The sequence below is a fragment of the Paenibacillus aestuarii genome, from assembly GCF_027789125.1.
Lineage (GTDB): Bacteria > Bacillota > Bacilli > Paenibacillales > NBRC-103111 > Paenibacillus_E > Paenibacillus_E aestuarii.
This window is the reverse complement of record NZ_JAQFVF010000072.1, coordinates 86,425-104,610: the sequence shown is the minus strand read 5'-3', so window position 1 is coordinate 104,610 and position 18,186 is coordinate 86,425. Positions and strand designations below refer to the sequence as shown.

General features: G+C 50.8%; 17 protein-coding genes and 1 rRNA gene. All 18 read right to left on the bottom strand.

Features of this window, described 5'->3' with window-relative positions:
- Positions 1-283 (bottom strand): 16S ribosomal RNA (locus O9139_RS25750); the annotation flags it as partial.
- A gap of 200 nt (positions 284-483) precedes the next feature.
- On the bottom strand, positions 484-1,512 hold the full coding sequence (locus O9139_RS25745; RefSeq protein ID WP_270884623.1) for a DUF1835 domain-containing protein: 1,029 nt from the start codon (positions 1,510-1,512) through the stop codon (positions 484-486).
- A 15-nt stretch (positions 1,513-1,527) separates the two neighbouring features.
- Complete coding sequence (gene ligA, locus O9139_RS25740; protein WP_270884622.1) at positions 1,528-3,549, bottom strand: NAD-dependent DNA ligase LigA; 2,022 nt, start codon at positions 3,547-3,549, stop codon at positions 1,528-1,530.
- A gap of 27 nt (positions 3,550-3,576) precedes the next feature.
- Positions 3,577-5,940 (bottom strand): DNA helicase PcrA, encoded by a 2,364-nt coding sequence (pcrA, locus tag O9139_RS25735; RefSeq protein WP_270884621.1) that lies wholly within the window; start codon positions 5,938-5,940, stop codon positions 3,577-3,579.
- A 9-nt stretch (positions 5,941-5,949) separates the two neighbouring features.
- Positions 5,950-6,645: a heptaprenylglyceryl phosphate synthase gene (gene pcrB / locus O9139_RS25730; RefSeq protein ID WP_270884620.1), complete on the bottom strand. Its 696-nt coding sequence runs from the start codon at positions 6,643-6,645 to the stop codon at positions 5,950-5,952.
- A gap of 178 nt (positions 6,646-6,823) precedes the next feature.
- On the bottom strand, positions 6,824-7,294 hold the full coding sequence (locus O9139_RS25725) for a DUF6130 family protein (protein ID WP_270884619.1): 471 nt from the start codon (positions 7,292-7,294) through the stop codon (positions 6,824-6,826).
- A gap of 125 nt (positions 7,295-7,419) precedes the next feature.
- A complete protein-coding gene (locus O9139_RS25720; protein WP_270884618.1) occupies positions 7,420-8,325 on the bottom strand; it encodes a response regulator in 906 nt (301 codons plus the stop codon).
- 4 nt (positions 8,326-8,329) lie between these two features.
- Complete coding sequence (locus O9139_RS25715) at positions 8,330-9,613, bottom strand: sensor histidine kinase (RefSeq protein ID WP_270884617.1); 1,284 nt, start codon at positions 9,611-9,613, stop codon at positions 8,330-8,332.
- Between the two features lie 75 nt (positions 9,614-9,688).
- Positions 9,689-10,339, bottom strand: a complete 651-nt coding sequence (locus O9139_RS25710; protein ID WP_270884616.1) for an amino acid ABC transporter permease — start codon at positions 10,337-10,339, stop codon at positions 9,689-9,691.
- Positions 10,340-10,370: 31 nt separating this feature from the next.
- Complete coding sequence (locus tag O9139_RS25705; RefSeq protein WP_270884615.1) at positions 10,371-11,024, bottom strand: amino acid ABC transporter permease; 654 nt, start codon at positions 11,022-11,024, stop codon at positions 10,371-10,373.
- A 56-nt stretch (positions 11,025-11,080) separates the two neighbouring features.
- Positions 11,081-11,962 carry a glutamate ABC transporter substrate-binding protein gene (locus tag O9139_RS25700; RefSeq protein ID WP_270884614.1) on the bottom strand — a complete coding sequence of 294 codons (882 nt, stop codon included), beginning with the start codon at positions 11,960-11,962 and terminating at the stop codon, positions 11,081-11,083.
- Between the two features lie 25 nt (positions 11,963-11,987).
- Positions 11,988-12,716, bottom strand: a complete 729-nt coding sequence (locus O9139_RS25695; protein ID WP_270884613.1) for an amino acid ABC transporter ATP-binding protein — start codon at positions 12,714-12,716, stop codon at positions 11,988-11,990.
- 205 nt (positions 12,717-12,921) lie between these two features.
- Positions 12,922-13,647 (bottom strand): spore coat protein, encoded by a 726-nt coding sequence (locus tag O9139_RS25690; RefSeq protein WP_270884612.1) that lies wholly within the window; start codon positions 13,645-13,647, stop codon positions 12,922-12,924.
- A 28-nt stretch (positions 13,648-13,675) separates the two neighbouring features.
- On the bottom strand, positions 13,676-13,897 hold the full coding sequence (locus O9139_RS25685) for a hypothetical protein (RefSeq protein ID WP_270884611.1): 222 nt from the start codon (positions 13,895-13,897) through the stop codon (positions 13,676-13,678).
- 125 nt (positions 13,898-14,022) lie between these two features.
- On the bottom strand, positions 14,023-14,961 hold the full coding sequence (locus O9139_RS25680) for a DUF4340 domain-containing protein (protein ID WP_270884610.1): 939 nt from the start codon (positions 14,959-14,961) through the stop codon (positions 14,023-14,025).
- A complete protein-coding gene (locus tag O9139_RS25675; RefSeq protein WP_270884609.1) occupies positions 14,958-16,349 on the bottom strand; it encodes a GldG family protein in 1,392 nt (463 codons plus the stop codon). The genes O9139_RS25680 and O9139_RS25675 overlap by 4 nt, the downstream gene beginning before the upstream one ends.
- Before the next feature lie 5 nt (positions 16,350-16,354).
- On the bottom strand, positions 16,355-17,071 hold the full coding sequence (locus O9139_RS25670; RefSeq protein ID WP_270884608.1) for an ABC transporter permease subunit: 717 nt from the start codon (positions 17,069-17,071) through the stop codon (positions 16,355-16,357).
- Complete coding sequence (locus O9139_RS25665; protein WP_270884607.1) at positions 17,064-18,068, bottom strand: ABC transporter ATP-binding protein; 1,005 nt, start codon at positions 18,066-18,068, stop codon at positions 17,064-17,066. The genes O9139_RS25670 and O9139_RS25665 overlap by 8 nt, the downstream gene beginning before the upstream one ends.
- Positions 18,069-18,186: the final 118 nt, after the last annotated feature.

Below are 18,186 nucleotides of genomic sequence, written 5' to 3'. Positions count from 1 at the left end.
GGCTACGCATCGTCGCCTTGGTGAGCCGTTACCTCACCAACTAGCTAATGCGCCGCAGGCCCATCTGTAAGCCACAGGTTGCCCCGTGTTTCATGATTCTCTCATGCGAGAGAACCAGCTATCCGGTCTTAGCTATCGTTTCCGATAGTTATCCCAGTCTTACAGGCAGGTTGCCTACGTGTTACTCACCCGTCCGCCGCTATCCCCGAAGGGACCGCTCGACTTGCATGTATTAGGCACGCCGCCAGCGTTCGTCCTGAGCCAGGATCAAACTCTCCAAAAAGGATGAATCTGAATAGCTCATTTAAAGCTGACGAGATTGTTAATCTCTTTTAAAGTCACTTGCGTGACTTGCTGATTATTTCACTCATTTGTTCAGTTTTCAAGGAGCTTACGTCCTCCGTTTAAAGCGTTAATGTGTCGCTCTTGCGGTGACAAGTACATATATTATCAGCTTTAAAAACAAAATGCAAGCATGTTTTTTCACCCATAATCTGACAACCTGACAAGCCGCATGGTTGAGGCATTTCTGCGCCAAATCACCTGGTTTCCTTGCAGATGGACACCGCCAATCCACTCATCAACCCCATTCATAAGGATGTGGTCGCGTTCATAGCCAAGAACACTTCGTCCTTCCTCTGTAAGTTGCACAAGTCCACTTAGGAGCCGACTATCCGCGAACACCTTGTCGGAAATAAATTGATTATCTCCAGCTGCAACGCGAATAAGCGGTACATGACAAAGGATCATGGATTTCAATATGCCCCAGAACTGTAAATCACCCAAGCCATAATCCATAAATTTTTGGCTAACCTGACCAAAGAGCTCACCGCCTGAATAATCTCTCTCTTCTAATAGCTCAAGTGTATACTGCTGCACTGCCGATAGGCCGTTTTGCTCGGATGGGAATCGACCTAGATAGACTTCAAGCGCATCCTTTAGAAATGGCAATGCTGACAGATCGGCATCCAGCAATTCATTCATAGAAGATGGATCCTCTCCTACGTAAGCCCTCCATACGCGCCGGGTCAGCTTCATTTGTTCCGCTGTAACAGGCTTCCACGTCCCTTGCAGCTGATGCACTTGATCGGCGGACAGCTGACCAAGCCCAAAGAAACGTGCAATCCCCGGAAAGTGATTGATCGAGAGCAGAGAGAGGCTGTAATGCGTTTGATTGACCAACCCTGAAAGCCGGTACAGCAAATAGCAAAGCATAAGCTGATCGTACAAATCATGCTCAAACCACAGAACGACTTCATCTATATCTGAAGAAACGTGCTCAAGAGCACGCTCTTGCTCCATTGTATTGGTTATAAAATGCGCCATCGGAATGCCATAACGGCGATTCATATATTGAGCTCTAAATGACAAAAGGACACAGTCAGACATTTGCAGTCCGACAGGTCCTTCATATAAAGATTCGCGCCATACCAAAATATCGCCTGGTATGCCCGATGCACGAAGCTTCTCAGCAAAGACGTCTCCGTTCACGATATGAAGATACTTTGGCATGGCGCTTCACTCCTTCTAGGCTTCTCCAAGCAATTGAAGCAGCTCTTGTTCATCTTCGATAATTCGAATACCCAAGTCTCGGGCCTTTGTCAGCTTACTGCCGGCGCTTTCGCCCGCAATGACAATATCCGTTTTCTTCGAAACGCTGCCGGTCACCTTGGCGCCGAGCGCCTCAAGCTTTTTGGCACATTCGTCGCGGCCCATTGTGCTCAGCGTGCCAGTAAGAACGACCGTTTTGCCGAAAAACGGGTTGTCCGGGCTTGCCTGAATGACCGCAGGTTCCTCAGCAACCGGACTGACCCCGGAGGCGAGCATCCGTTCGATGCTCGAAACCATAACCGGATCACGGAAAAACGTATAGATGCTATCCGCGACAATGCCGCCGATATCCGGCAGCGTAATCAGCTCCTCCGGCGTAGCCTCCATCAGCTTCGCCAGGCTGCGGTAATGATCGGCGAGTACCTTCGTCGTCGTTTTGCCCGAGTTCGGAATGCCGAGGGCGTAGAGGAACGAAGCCAAGTCGCGAGTCTTGCTCTTGTCCAGGGCGTCAAGCAGATTCCGCGCCTTTTTGTCCCCGAAGCGCACCAACTTGACAAGGTCTTCGAATTGAAGGGTGTACAAGTCGGCAGGATCGCGGACACCCAGCTCTTGATGCAGCTGTGAAGCTGTCGCTTCACTGAAGGATTCGATATCCATCGCATCGCGCGAGGCAAAGTGCGCAATTCTCCCCACAAGCTGCGGGCTGCAGCCCAAGCGGTTGTTGCAAAACAAATGCGCGCCGCGCATTTCGAGCTCGCTGCCGCAGGACGGACAATGCGTCGGGTACACGATTTCTTCCCCGTCGTTCTCATCCGTAACCTTGCCGAGAATTTCCGGAATGACATCGTTGGAACGACGAATGTACACAAGGCTGCCCAAGGCATGCTTAAGGTTCTTGCGCTCAATGTCGCCGATGTTGTTCAGCGTACAGTTTTGCACGGTCACACCTGCTAGCTCTACGGCTTCTACACGCGCCAGCGGCGTGATCTTGCCAGTTCGGCCCACTTCCCAAGAAACGCTCTGCAGCGTCGTCATCGCTTCTTCTGCTTCAAACTTGTAAGCAATCGCCCAGCGCGGGAACTTCTCCGTGTAACCCAGCACTTCGCGCGTGCGCATGTCCGTAATTTTAATCACGCTACCGTCAATTAAAAAGTCAAAGCTGCTGCGCTCTTCGGCGATGCGTTCCAGCTCGGCAGTCACGTCTTCCATATTTGAAAAGAATCGCGTGCGCTCACTGATTTTAAAATGATTGTCCCGCAGAAACTGCACCATATCCGCATGGTTCGCGAACTGAATATTGTCAGAGTAGCCGACATTGTAAAAGAAGGCGTTCAACTTACGATCGGCAGTCAGTTTTGGATTCAAGTTGCGAAGCGCTCCTGCAGCGGCGTTACGAGCGTTTTTGAGCGGTTCTGCGGCCGTCTGATTGTAAGCTTCCAGCACAGAAAGAAACATGACGCCTTCCCCCTGCACCTCGATCGTACCTTGATCATACGGGATTTCCAGCGGGATGGATTTGATCGTTTTGACTTGGGCCAAAATGCCCTCGCCAACGATACCGGTCCCCCGGGTCGAAGCCTGAACCAGTTGACCGCGTTCATAGGTCAGATTCAGCGTCAAGCCGTCAAACTTCAGCTCTACAACATAAGACGGGTCAGGCAGCGGCTGATCCGGGTTCTTGCTGTTGTAGTCTGCGATCAGCTTCAATACGCGCGTATGCCACGCTTGCAGATCTTCGGCATTTTGCGCCTTGTCCAAGCTCCAGAGACGGGCAAGATGGCGGTGCGGTTCAAAACCTTTGAGAATCTCGCCGCCTACACGCTGTGTCGGCGAAGAAGGCAGGGTCGCCCCTGTCTCCTTCTCCAGCGCGACGAGCCGGTCGTACAAAGCATCCCATTCTTGGTCGGTAATTGTCGGCTTATCCAGCGTGTAATAGTTGTAATTATGCTTGTTAATTTCTTGGATGAGGGTTTTCATTGCCGTGATGGCATCTGTCATTACGGGCTCTTCCTCTCTATTGGACGTTTAAGATTCTTTATTAATCGGCGCAAATTTCGCAAGCAGGCGCTTCAGCCCGACAGGCGCCGGGAAAGCAATCTGCAGCTCGGTGTCATCACCCGAGCCTTTGACAGAGACGACGGTGCCGGTGCCCCATTTGCCGTGCGACACTTTGTCGCCGGCTTTATAGTCCGGCACCGCTCCGCCGGCGGCGGGCTGAGGCGCCCGAAACGCCGCCGGCTTAGCAGGAGCTGCGGCGCTTGGCGCAGCCGCCCCGCTCGAAGCCGTCCTGCCAAAGGAGGACGGCGTGCCCCAGGCAGAGCCGCCGGTGGTGCGGCTCGCTGAACTGCCGGCAGCGCCGAAGCTGCTGCCGCCACTGTTGCCCCACGAGCTGCTGCGGCCAGCTCGGCCATAGCCTCCACCGCCGATGCTGCCCATCGAAACGTTCTCGACGAGTTCCTGCGGAATCTCGGCGAGGAAACGCGATGGCGCGTTAGCGGCGGTGCGGCCGAAGAGCGTGCGCATGCGGGCGCACGTGAGGAAGAGCTCTTCCTCGGCGCGCGTAATGCCTACGTAGGCGAGGCGGCGCTCTTCTTCCAGCTCATCGTTGTCCGAGAAGGCGCGGCTGTGCGGGAAGACGCCCTCTTCCATACCGATGATGAAGACAACCGGAAATTCCAGGCCTTTGGCGCTGTGCATGGTCATCAGGACCACAGAATCCTTCTCGTCTTCGTCCGCATCCTTGTCCATCGTATCGATATCGGCGATGAGCGCCAGATCAGTCAAGAACGAAACCAACGATTTATCTTCGTTGCGCTTCTCGAAATCCATGGTCACGGACAAGAACTCTTCGATGTTCTCTAACCGCGCTTTGGATTCAATCGTGTTCTCGCGCTGCAATTCCATGCGATATTGCGACATCTCGAGCATTTTCTCCGTTAACTCGGTCACAGACAAGTATTCGACCATGCGGTTCAAGTTATCAATCATTTCCCGGAAATCGGCCAAAGCGTTTTTGGCTTTGCCCGTAATTTCAAGCGCGTCAACTTCCGCCAGCATGGCAAAGATCGAAATCCCCCGGCGTCCCGCCATATCGGCTACCTTATCCATGGTCGTATCGCCGATGCCCCGCTTCGGCACGTTTACGATCCGCGACAAGCTGATGTCATCGTCAGGATTGGAGATCAGGCGCAGATAGGCCAGAATGTCCTTAATCTCTTTGCGGTCATAGAACTTCACGCCGCCGACGATTGTATACGGAATGTCCGATTTGATCAAAATTTCCTCGATGACCCGCGACTGCGCATTGGTTCGGTACAGGATCGCATGATCGGCGAATTTTTTCCCTTTGGACTTATTCTTATTGATCTCATTGGTAATGAAGTAACCTTCTTCGTGCTCCGAGTCGGCTTGGTACATCTTAATGGCGTTGCCGCCTTCTTTGTCCGTCCACAAGTTCTTAGGCTTGCGGCCGGTATTGTTGCCGATCACTTTGTTGGCAGCTTGCAAAATATTGGAGGTCGAACGGTAGTTCTGCTCAAGCAGAATCGTTGTTGCATTCGGGTAATCTTCTTCGAAGTTCAAAATATTCGTAATATCCGCTCCGCGCCAACGGTAGATGGACTGGTCGCTATCCCCGACGACGCACAGACGTTTATGCTTTTCCGCTAGCATTCGGCACAGCATATACTGGGCACGGTTCGTATCCTGATACTCATCGACATGAATGTATTGAAATTTATTTTGGTAAAAGTCCAGAACTTCAGGCACTTCTTTGAATAGTTGAATCGTCGCCATGATTAAATCATCAAAATCGAGCGAGTTGTTGCTTCGCAGCTTTTTCTGATAAAGCGCATAAATCTTCGCTGTAAGTCCCTGAAAATAATCGCCGATCTTGTTTTCGTATTGCTGCGGAGTGATCAATTCATTTTTGGCCGTGCTGATTTCGGCTTGGAATGCCTTGGGCTCGAATTTCTTGGTGTCAATGTTGAGCTCTTTGCAGCACGCTCTAATGACAGACAGCTGATCGCCGGAATCGAGAATCGTAAAATTAGACGTAAAGCCAATCCGTGTAATGTCTCTGCGCAAAATACGGACGCACATCGAGTGAAACGTCGATACCCAAATATCGCTTCCGGCTCCGCCTACCAGCTTGCCGACCCGCTCCTGCATTTCTCGCGCTGCTTTATTCGTAAACGTAATAGCCAGAATGCTCCACGGCGCCGCCTTGCGGGTGCCGATCAAATAAGCGATGCGGTGCGTCAGCACGCGCGTCTTGCCGGAGCCGGCTCCGGCCATAATCAGAAGCGGACCGTCCACCGCCTCAACAGCTTTGCGCTGCTGCGGATTCAGCCTTTTGATCGCGTCTAAAATATTTACCGTTTCGTTCATAGTTCTAGGTTACCTTCCTGTTCTATCAAAGTTCACGGTCTGCAGCGCCCGCTCCAGATCACTGTAAATAATATTGCCCACCACGATGGTGTCGGCTGCCTCAGCGGCTTGCTGAGCTTTCTCGATCGTATCGATGCCCCCGCCATAAAACAGTCGGGCATGCTCCAGAACGCCGCGTGTACGGCGAACCAGCTCCATATCGCCAAAAGCTCCGCTGTACTCCACATACACAAGCGGCATCTTGAACAGCTTGTCCGCCATACGGGCATAGGCCGCTACGTCCTTGGCATCCACATCCGTGCGCGCCGATGTCAGCTTCGCAGCGGCTGCATCACCGTTCAAGATAATGTAGCCTTCCGGTATAATCTCGTCCCAATTCATAATGGCGCCATATTCTTTAAGCGCTTCATGATGTTGGCCCACAACCCACTGCGGGTCATTCGCATTCAGCACAACGGGAATCAAAAATAAATCGAAGCCAGGCACGATGGCCTCCTGATTGGAAACTTCCAGTACACAGGGAACTTCATATTGGCGAATCCGTGCTAAGAGGTCTACAGTATTGTCGAAGGTAACACCGGTCGAGCCGCCTACCATAATGCCATCGGTACCGGATCGGCACAGCCGATCGAGCGCCTCATCGGATATCTCCCGATCCGGATCCAACTTAAACACATGCTTCCACTTGCTTATATCTACGATCAATGGTTTCCCTCCGATTAAGCGTCCATAACGCATACTACCAACAGTCTATGCTACGCATTCAGACGTGTCAAATGACAAAAGACGGGCTAATAGCCCGTCTTTATGGGTAATATGATCTTCTTACGACCTGACTTCATCCGGTCTTATATTTTCACGCCCATACAAACATTTGTTCGTTTTATTTCACTTCAATGTTGAGGATTTTTTCAACATTGATATCGGTATGATCATTTTGCTGCAGCTCCAGCTTAATTTCGTGCTTGCCCGCAGCCAAATTGGTCAGCTTCACGGGTCCTGTGGTGGTCAGCATAGCTTTTTGCTTGCCGTCCACATAGAGATGGAGATGCCCTTGGCCTTGCACGTTCTTTTGGTTACTCTGATCCTTGTAATCCGTGATCATAAAATTGCTCGTCGTGTACGTAATCGTTGCGTTGCGGCCATCCACTGTAAAATTCGCATCAATCGCTGGCTTCGCGCCGGAGGAGATCGTCGTCTTAATGCTACTTTCAGCCGTTTGCGTCGTTCTAGTCGCTATCCCTGCGCCTGCTTTGGCCCCTGTCACGCTGACTTCGTCCTTCGACCCGCATGCCGTTGTCAGAGCACCTAATAGCAGCAAGGAAGCTGTTCCGTATACCCACTTTTGGTTCATGGCTTCTCACACACCCTTTTCGGATAAGTTTGGACAAATGGACATCCTTTGTTCCTTATATATGAGTGACAAGCCGCTTCCATGCCATGATTCTGATCACGATGCAGGACAAATTCGGAACGCGATTACTGTTCGCTTCGCAGTTTATCCGTTACTTCCAAATAAAGCACTTGTAAAAACTTTTTGATGTTAACCTTACATTTCTCTTGTTTCTCCTGCTCATCGATTTCCTTCATCTTCAGCCGCACATCCTGGAATTCAAAATAGAGCGGAGCATAATGCTCGAACTTCGGATTGCTATAATCCGTCAGCCCGATACTGGCAATATTGGTCAATGCTGCCATAACCGTCCTTCGAATCCGCTGTTCGACGGCTTTGCCTTCCTTCTCGACGTCCGCACCACTCATCTTATGGGCGCGAGCCGCCGTCTCGTAGAGCTCCTTCAGCGGCGGAATGCCGTCCGCTTTATGATGCCGTGTCAGATATTCAATGATTTCCATTAAATCCCTGCTACCACTATCCCCGACAATGCCCATATCCATGAAAATCGGCTGCAGGATCTCACGGGCACTGCGTTTTTTGCGCGTACTCTCCATGCCCCCCATGTTCAGCAGATTCAGCTTTGTTAGCGACTCCTTGATTTCACGCAAGGACCGGCTAATATTCCACTGCTCGTTGACTTTGGACAGCACAGCTTCCACTTCAATCTTGTTAATCGGCTTCTGGATATAAAACTCAACGCCGGCCTGATAAGCTTTGCCGATCATCTCTTTGTTCTCAATCTGCGAAATCATCACATATTTCCCTTGAAAACCTTGATCCTTGAGACGAATGATCGTTTCAATCCCGTCCTGCTCAGGCATGAGCAAATCAATGACGACGACATCCGGTGCCGTCTCCAGGAGGACCTTTTCCCCTTCGGTGCCGCTTTGGGCCGTTGCCACAACTTCGCCAAGCCCGCCTTTTTCAATAATCGTTTGCAGCATTAGCCTGCTCACTGCATCATCGTCGACAATTCCGAATGAAAGCATGTCTTTACTCTCCTTTTTTCAACGTATCGGTGGGCAGTGTGATAACAAAAGTAGTCGGGAAGCTGGCTCCCCCGGACTGCAGATGAATGTCCCCTCCCAGATCGCGGACAATATCCCGAACATGAGAGAGGCCTATGCCTGTGGCAGCGAATCCCTCTTGGTTGAATTTCGTCGTAAACCCCGGCTCGTATATCATGTTCCGGTCTTGATCGGCAATGCCTTCTCCCGTATCGGACACAGTCATTACGGTCTCAGCGCTATGCTCGTAGACGCGAATTGTAATCTCGCCCTGCCCCTCAATCGCTTCCACTGCATTCGATACAAGGTTGTTGAGCATGGTGAGCAGCGGAATGTAATGATCTGTCATGTAGTCCATTCGGATATCGCTGCGAAATTCGATCCGTTTGCCAAGCATCGCGCTGTAACTGCTATTGGAGCGTATTGCAAAATCTACGACCTCTGCCAGCTTCATCTGCGAGGCGATATCCCGATCGAACAGCTTTAACAGACCCGCGAGGATGCGTTGAGAATCCTTTTTCACTTCATGAATCTGCTGTGTAATGTCCAGCATGGAGCGCGAATAGCTTTTCAGCCCCGCACTATTAACTTCCTCATATAAGTTGTGGCTTTTCGCCGTAATTTGCTCGATCGTATCCATCGATTTCCGCAAGTAAAAAACTTCCCCGTACAAGCCGCTGTTGGTGCTCAGCATCTGCTCCAGACGCTTCTTCTGCTCGCTGTGCAGCACCCGCATCTGGCTGACCGTCACACTGCTGTAGATGCCGACAACGAAATAACTTCGGACAATCGCCGTAATGGCAATCAGCGCCAAGCGGTCCGAATACAAGTAGGGGGAGTGAAGGATGAGACTGCGTGCCAGCAGCTCGGCTTCATTGGACACCAAGTCAATGGCAGCAATGCATATCCCCATGACAAAAGGGTGAAAATCATGCCACTTATCTTTAATCCGGCTCATCGCCAGTCCGAAGACGATATAGTAAATGGATGATGACAAATGTGACAAAACGCTGTCAGCTATAGAGGCTGTACCTAATGAGATGATCAGATCCTCCAGCATTCGGAACACCAGCACTGTTACCCCAGTAAGCAGCCCTGAATACACATACGGCAGATGCCGCATTAAAAGCAGGCAGAGAAGAAAGGCGCTGCTGCCCAGCCCGATTCGAAACACTTCGCCGCTGAAAGGCGTGATTTTGAACTCTCCGGCGATGGCCGTCACGACCGCCACCAACAACATTTGCAGACCTTCGTTACGCAAGCGCCCCATTCTCGCACCCCCAGATTGTAAAACTATTGTAAAGCATGCTGGGGCATTTTTCATAGGGACTTCTTCATATTTCACTTAAACCAACTTGGTCTCCAGTCTGCGGGTCGCCAAGGATAGCACGTAATTGACTGCGAAGTATAAAATTGCGACCAGCAGCAAAATCGGAATCGTATAGCTGTAGCTTTGTCCGATGACGATTTTGGCATGATGCATCAGCTCGCCGAGTGAAATCACCACAGCTAGGGACGTATCCTTGAGCAGAGAGATGAACTGGCTCACAAGCGGCGGCACCATCCGGCGAAGCCCTTGCGGAAGCACAATGTGCCACAGCGTTTGCATATAGCTCAGACCTGAGGAACGGGCCGCTTCAATCTGCCCTTTATCAACGGAGCTCAACCCGCTTCGGACGATCTCGGCGATCATCGCGCCTTCAAATAAAGTTAACGCCACAATGGCCGAATTGACAACACCGAGCTTAATCCCAATGTCCGGCAGGGCGAATCTTGCAAAAAAGATGATCAACAATAACGGCAAGTTACGAAGAAGCTCCACGAGCACCCCTAGGATCGGGGATATCACAGGCAGCTTCGTGTAACGAATCGTACCCACGATACAGCCCACCACGAAACTCAATATAATTGAGATCAAGGCTACTTTCAGCGTCATATAAAAGCCTTCAAAGATAAATCTGATGTTATCCGGCGAAAAAGCATGTATGATATCCATTCGTTCACCTCCTGCGTCCAATTCGTGTTTACTATGCCGTCTGCGCCAGCTTGCGTTCCAGACGCAGTGCCAGGTAGCTCAGTGGAAGCGTCAGCACGAGATAAAGCAAAGCGACAAAAACATACGTGTCAAATGTCGCATACGTCTCGCTGGCAATCTGGTCGCCGAAGTACATCAGATCAAAACCGGCAAACACGCCGAGCACTGACGAGTTTTTCACGAGGTTGATAAACTGGTTGCTTAGCGGCGGTATTACAATTTTGACGGCTTGCGGCAATACAACATGCCACATCGTTTGCATGTAGGTTAGGCCTGAGGCTCGTGCCGCCTCCGACTGCCCTTTGGGTACCGACATGATGCCGGCCCGGATCGCCTCCGCGATAAAAGACGCTGTGTATACGGTCAATCCTACGGTTCCACAGACGAAACCGCTCAGCGTGATGCCCACGGATGGCAGCCCGTAGAAAAAGACAAACACGACGAGCAGCAGCGGAATATTCCGAATAAACTCCACATAGGCGGTACCGATCCAGTTCAGCGGCTTTACCGACGAGATGCGGAATACGGCAATGATCGTGCCCAAGGCAAAGCTGCCGATCAAAGCGATGATGCTGGCAACAATGGTATTGCCGAAGCCCTTCATGTAGATCGGGAAATAGTCAGTAAAAATCGAGAAATCCGGCATACGTTCCCCCTCCTATATAGAAGATGGGTGGCGGCAGCCACCCATCTTGGATTTCGTTAGGATGGCGATTGGCCAATCCATTTTTCGTAGATCTTTTTATACGCACCGTTCGATTGCAGCTTCTTCAATGCTTCATTCACCGTGCCTTGCAGTGCCGTCTCGCCTTTTTTCATCGCAATGCCGTAAGGCTCATCTGTGAATGGCTCACCGACCACTTCGTAGTTCTTATCCTGGGCCATCATGCCGTATAAGATGGCATTATCCGTTGTCAGCGTATCGCCTTGACCTGCCTTCAATGCGCTGAACGCGTCTTGGTAGTTGTCAAATTCCAGTACGGTAGCGTCTGGGGATTTGGCTTTAATGTTGATAACAGAGGTCGAGCCTTTTACCGCCAAAACCTTGGTCCCCTTCTTGATGTCCGCGATGCTCTTAATCGGGCTGCCTTTCTTCACAAGCAACGATTGGCCGGCCTTGAAGTAAACGTCCGAGAATTCCACCTGCTTCTTACGCTCATCCGTAATGGTCATTGTCGCAATAATCATGTCAATTTCTTTGTTGTCGAGCATCGGAATGCGAGTTTTGGAAGTGACTTCCTTCAGCTCGATCTTTTTCTCGTCGCCGAGTATTTCTTTGGCCAGCGCCTTGGCAATATCAATATCGAAGCCTTCCACTTCACCGCCAGTCGGATTTTTCAAACCGAACAGTTTCGTGTCATATTTGACGCCTACGACCAGCTTGCCTCTCTTCTTAATCTCATCGAGAGCTGAGCCTCCGCCTGCTGCCGTTGTTCCACTTGGCGCACTGCTTGCCGCAGGACTGCCCGCTGGCGCACTCGCCGCGCCGCCCCCTGTTTGAGCCGTTTTTCCACACCCGGATAAAACGAACACCATAGCCAACATAAACGCAAAGCAGCTTACCATCCATTTCTTAGTAATCATTGATCATTGCTCCCCTCTTATATATTTAATGATGTAGGACCCGATTTAAAAACAGTCTTGCCCTCTCCTCACGAGGATTGGAGAAGAACGCCTCAGGCGGCGACTCTTCGACGATCTGCCCCTGATCCATAAAAACAACGCGATCCGCCACCTCGCGGGCAAAGCCCATCTCATGCGTCACGACGACCATCGTCATTCCCTCGTGCGCCAACGCCTTCATAACGTCGAGTACTTCGCCGACCATTTCCGGATCCAGTGCCGAGGTAGGCTCGTCAAACAGCATGATCTTCGGCTTCATTGCCAACCCTCTCGCGATCGCGACACGCTGCTGCTGGCCGCCTGACAATTGGGATGGATAACGATCCGCTTTATCCCCAATTCCTACCTTTTCCAGATAAAACATGGCGATCTCTTCCGCTTCCTTCTTCGCCATACCGCGCACCTTCATCGGTGCCAACGTGATATTATCAATGACCTTCTTGTGGGGATACAGATTAAAATGCTGGAAGACCATCCCGATATCTCTGCGCATTTCATTAATATTGATCTTCTTATCGCTCACTCTGTAGTCGCCTACGATCAGCTCACCGCTAGTAATCGCCTCCAAGCGATTGATGCAGCGGAGCATAGTGCTCTTGCCCGAGCCCGATGGACCCACAACGACAACGACCTCGCCTTGCTTAATTTGAAGATTGATTCCTTTGAGCACATGAAAATCGCCGTAATGCTTCTCTACTTGTTGAAATGAGATCAATGGAACCCCCCCCTTCGCTGGATCCTTTCCTTCGTTAGTTAATGTCAACTGCTTGTGATATTAATTGACAACCTGTGTTTTTAAATATTGCAGAACGACTATGGAATCTTATACAATCCGACACTACTTATTAGAAAAATATTTAGAAAATTTTAATAAGCGCAAAAAAAGACGCTCACTGCCAATTGGCCGAGCGTCTTGGATATTAGAAGCTGTATTTTCCGCCGCCGTACTGTCTACGAACAGTCATTCCTGTGCCGGATGACCCTCTGCCGGTTAAACCGGTGCTTTCGGAAGCAGCATGTCCTGCCGTGGAATAGCTCTGCACTTGACCATAGCTGTGGTCTTGATAGCCGCCGCGATCCGCGTAGCTTTGGCCCTGCATGCCGCCGTAAGCCTGCTGCTGGTTATGCGTGTTGGTCAGGCTTTGCGAAAACTCCTGGTTATAGACCGCATTTGGATAAGCGGATGCGCTAATGGTAGGAGGCGGCTGATACATAGCTTGGTGCTGCGTTTGCGATTGCTGCTGAGATTGTTGTTGGGACTGCTGTTGAGCCATCATCTGCTGCTGATAGCCGCTGGCGCTGCTCGCTTGGTTCAAGTTTTGCTGCACGAAGGCATGCAGCTTGGTTGCGCATTGGCTTTGTTTTTGCATCTCATGGGATAGCTGCTGTTGGGATGCCGGCTGGATTTCATAGTTGCCCAGCTTTTGGATTTCTTGAAAGACAGTGGCTTGATCTTGCAATGTTTTCTGAACAAGCGATTGGAACGTTTGCCGAACCTGAGGGTTCGACGCCTCCAAAGCGGCCGTAGTGTACTCGCGAGCCGAGCGTTTCAGCTCGGAGAGGACGAAGTATGCCAAATCCTCTTCTTGGAAGCCAACCTCCGGCTGCTGTTCCTGCTGTTGTTGATATGCATTTTGTTGATACACTTCATACACCTCCCTAATGTCTGTGCGATTAATGGGTCATGCCGGAATGCTGCTGCAGCGTGTTCATCAGCGTACTGATGTTTTGCAAACGCTCCTGAGATAAATGAGTCAGTGTTTGTTTTAAAGTCGGGCTTTGGCATTCTACCGCGCCTTGCACGCAAAGCTTCGTAAGTAGCTCCTCATTTTTCAGGCAATCCGAGATGTACGACAGTTCTTTGCCGGAAATTGATTGGTTTCCTTGATTGTACATGTGTATGTAACCCCTCCTTTCCCTTTGCTACCCTATAGTTTTACCAATTTATTCCGTTTTATGTAGATGTAAAAAAAGAACCGCCCCTGCAGCGCAATCGTTACGCTGAAGAACGGTTCTTTCGATTAAGAGGCAGGCTGCGGCTGCTTGCCAGCAAATGCGTCGGCCATCTTTTGCACATCATCCACCGTGAGTGCGAATGCCCACTCCCCGCCTTGCTTAGCAAGCCACACTTGGTCTTCACTCAACTTGCCTTCATATACTTCGGTTGTATCTTTGCCATCGGCAGATAAGCCAAGCTCTACCTTAAGCTCTCCGCCAGCCGTCGGCTTTTGTGCCGCAGGCTGCGGCAGTTGTGCCGTATGCAGGAACGTCAACTGATCGAGCAGCGGACTCGCTTCGCTGCCTTTCAACTCTTTATCGCCAAGCTTCCAGTTCGCATCAGCGGTTACTTTATCCTTATCCGTTTTGGTCAACGTCCAGGTTTGCCCTTTCCAAGTGACTTTGACACTCTGGACCTTGTCATTATCAAAGGCAACCGGGCTCGTCTGCGCAAAATCAACAGGCGTCTTCATCAGCGCAGCCAATGACTGCTCGCTGACCTGATAAACCGCCGGTGAACCGTCTACCATCGCATAGGAGTACCCTTGAATTGGAAGGGGTGCACCGACTTTTAGCGCTCTTTTGGAGCCGTCCTTCATCGTGACCGCATAAGTCTGCGCCGGTTTATCCAAGCCGTATTTCGCCAAATCTGCCGCTTGCGGCTCGACGACTTTCTCTTGATTCACCAAACCCAAAGCATCCAACCAGTTATTCACCAGATTCTCGTTGACCGGCGCTGCCGCAGGCTGCTTCATCTCCCAGCCCGTGCCGCTGCTGCTGCGGCTCAGCTCCACTGGCTGATCCGCCCCTTGCAGGCTCAAGGACTGTACATCTTCCTGCTTCAACGTAAGAAGAGCTTTCGGTTCATCTTGTTTCTCCCGGAAGAAGTCCTTGCTCGAAGCATACCAGAATGCCCCTATACAAATGACGACTAACAGAATAGTCGGAATAAACCGTTTCATCCTCTTCTCCTCCTCCACCAGATCAATCCGCCGATAACCAGGAACAAGAGCGGGAAGAAGACAACTGTCAGCAAGAAAATCGTATTCGCTTGGCCAGGCGTAATCAATGCCTGTTGGTAAGCATCTCCTTGGCGTGGACGAATCGTCACTTGGTCTTTTTGCTCTTGCAGCCAACCGATACTGTTCAGGGCAAAATCTTTATTACCTTGGCTTTGAATATCCTGATCCAGCACAAAGGTCGATCCGCCTAAGATGACAGCCTTCGGCTTGTTATCTTTGCTGGAGATCGCATAGCCCAAGTTAAGCGGCCCTTTGACATCGTTTGCGTCCTGTTTGGTCTTGGATTGCGCCAACAGGTTAATATCGGTCTCACCGTACGCTTTGTCCGTCGTCTTCAAAAGCAGCGACTTCGTCCAATCCGCAGCGGCATTCTCGTCAGCATTCAAACTCACCGCAAGCGACAGCAGGGTCACCAGGTTATTGCTCGAAAGCTTGTTCGTAATATCGTGCGAACCGTACTCAGGAATTATCGTGAGCGGATCGTACAGCGACGTTTGCTTAGGTTCAATAGCCACCGCATGCTGATCCTGAATGCCATATGTGCTCATAATAGAATCGATATTTTTCCATTTGGTTGCCATGTCTTTATTGAAGCCTAAAGCAATATAGATTTTGCCTTTATCTTTCAAATACACATTGATCAGCTCGGTTTCCTTGTCGCTCAAATCGTTCTGCGGCCCAAGGAGCATGATCATCTCAGCGTCATCCGGAATTTTGCCAGCCACATACAGATTAAGATCCTTGACCACATAGTTAGCGCCTTCCAGGCTGCTTCTCAGAATCGTCATCGCACTGAGCGGGTATTCATTATGCCCGGACATGATATAAACGGTGTGCTTTTCCGTCGAAGTCAAACTCGTAATCGCTTGTGTGAACTTCTCTTCACCTGTAAACGTGTAGGAGCCGTCCTGCTGACCGTTAAACATTTCATAATAGTTGACGTTTTGCTTTTTGTCGCCCATCTCAAAAACGAGCGTCCCGCCTTGATCCACGCCATACTGCTTCGCCATCGAAGGCTCTTTCAGCATATCGTACTGATCAAAGGTAATTTTGCTGCTTTGCTTCTTATACTCAGCCGCCATATCCGTTACTTGACGGGTGATAAAGTCACTGTTATCCGCGCTGTTAGTAAAAGCGATGATATGAACGTCCTTATCCAGCTTCTTGAGCGTCGTCACCGTTTGCTCGGAAAGTGTGAAATTCTTGTTCTTGGTCAGATCGAGCTGGAAGCCCTTCAACGAATGAAGGAAGATCGTCAGAACGATGAAAATGCCGATAACGGCAATCGATAATACAGTCGCATTGGTTCCCCGTATCCACTTGTTCATGCCGCTCACCTCCAACGCTTTCTTTCTAGAACTTGAATGCTAAGAACAAGGAACACAGCTGCTAACGTGATATAAAAGAGGATGTCGCCGCCATGCAGAACGCCCTTTTGCATATTCGACAAGTGACTGGTCAGGGAGAATTGGCTGACCCATTCTTTAAGCTTGCCGCCAAAGCCGTCGCTGAACCAATCCAGCAACCATAGCAGCAGCAAAATAACGAAGCCTGCGATACCGCCGACCATCTGATTGTTCGTCAAGCTTGAAGCGAATAAACCGACAGCCATCATCGCGCAGCCCAGCAAAAACATGCTCAAATAAGATAGCCACATCACCGGCTTATCCAGCTGGCCGAAGGCTGACATAATCAGCGGATAAATCAAGCTGACTAAGACAAGTCCTACTTGTACAACCAAAGTAGACAAGTACTTGCCGATAACGATCTCACTAATGCCCGCAGGGGATGTGAGCAGCAGCTCGTCCGTACCTTGGCGGAACTCATCCGCTACAAGACGCATGGTCAAAAGTGGAATGATGAACAGATACACAAAAGTCGTATTGCCGACAACAGAACGTGCATCGACAATCGGCGGCTGCCCATTCACAAAGTTGACGTAGAAGAAGAAGCTCGATAGCAAAACATAGAAGGCAAACGCTACGTAAGCAATCGGCGAAAAGAAATACATCTGCAGCTCTTTGGAGCAGATCGCCCATATTCTACGCATCAGCCGCCACCTCCTCGTCATGATCGCCTTGAGCCTCAGACGGCTCGTCCGTCGTCAGCTTGAGGAAGATATCCTCCAGGCTGAGGCTCTCCCGCTTCATTTCGAGAATCGGGTAACCCGCTTGGGCTAGCCGGAAAAACACCGCTTCACGAATGTCGGAGCGGTCCGCTGACGTGAGCAGCAGCTTCACGGAAGCGTCCTCGTCCGCTTGCGCCGGAGCTTCGGAGCCGCCAAGCTCCTTAACGTCTGCGACGGCTTCCATGCTGCGCAGCTCGGACAGAATCTGCTCGCGCGGTCCTTTGACCTCGAGCGATACCTCGAACGTCTCGCCCATCGAGCGGCCAAGATTTTCCGGATGCTCGTCCAGGACGACGCGGCCTTGGTTAATCATAAGAACGCGGTTACAGATCGCGTTAATTTCCGGCAAAATATGCGTGCTCAGCAGCACGGTATGGTTCTCACCCAGCTCGTGAATGAGCTGGCGGATTTCGATGATCTGCTTCGGGTCGAGACCGGAGGTGGGCTCGTCCAGGATCAGCAGATCCGGCTTGTGCAGGATCGCCTGCGCTAAGCCAAGGCGCTGCTTGTAGCCCTTGGAGAGAGCGCGGATGACCTGCTTCTCGCGCCCCTGCAGGCCCAGCTTGTCAATGACCTCGGCCACGCGAAGCTTTTGTTCCCGTGCAGGGACATCACGCAAATTAGCAATAAAGCGCAAATAAGACTGCACGGTCATTTCCGGATAAAGCGGCGGGGTTTCCGGCAAATAGCCGATCTTGCGCCGCGCTTTTTTCGGGTGGTCGGCCATGGATAAGCCATCCACTAAGATTTGTCCGCGGGTCGGATTGAGATATCCCGTAATCATGCGCATTGTCGTCGTTTTGCCAGCACCGTTAGGGCCCAAGAAGCCGACGATCTCACCGCGCTGCATCGAGAAATCGATATTGTGCACGCCGCGCTCATTTTCGTACAGCTTGCTGACTTGTTTGACCTCAAGCATCGAAGATCCTCCATTCGTAACATTCATCTTTCAACTTTCAACTTTCGTACCTATAAACCATCATCACTATACCTGCGCAACAATAAACCAACATTAAACGAATCTGAAAAAAAGATTA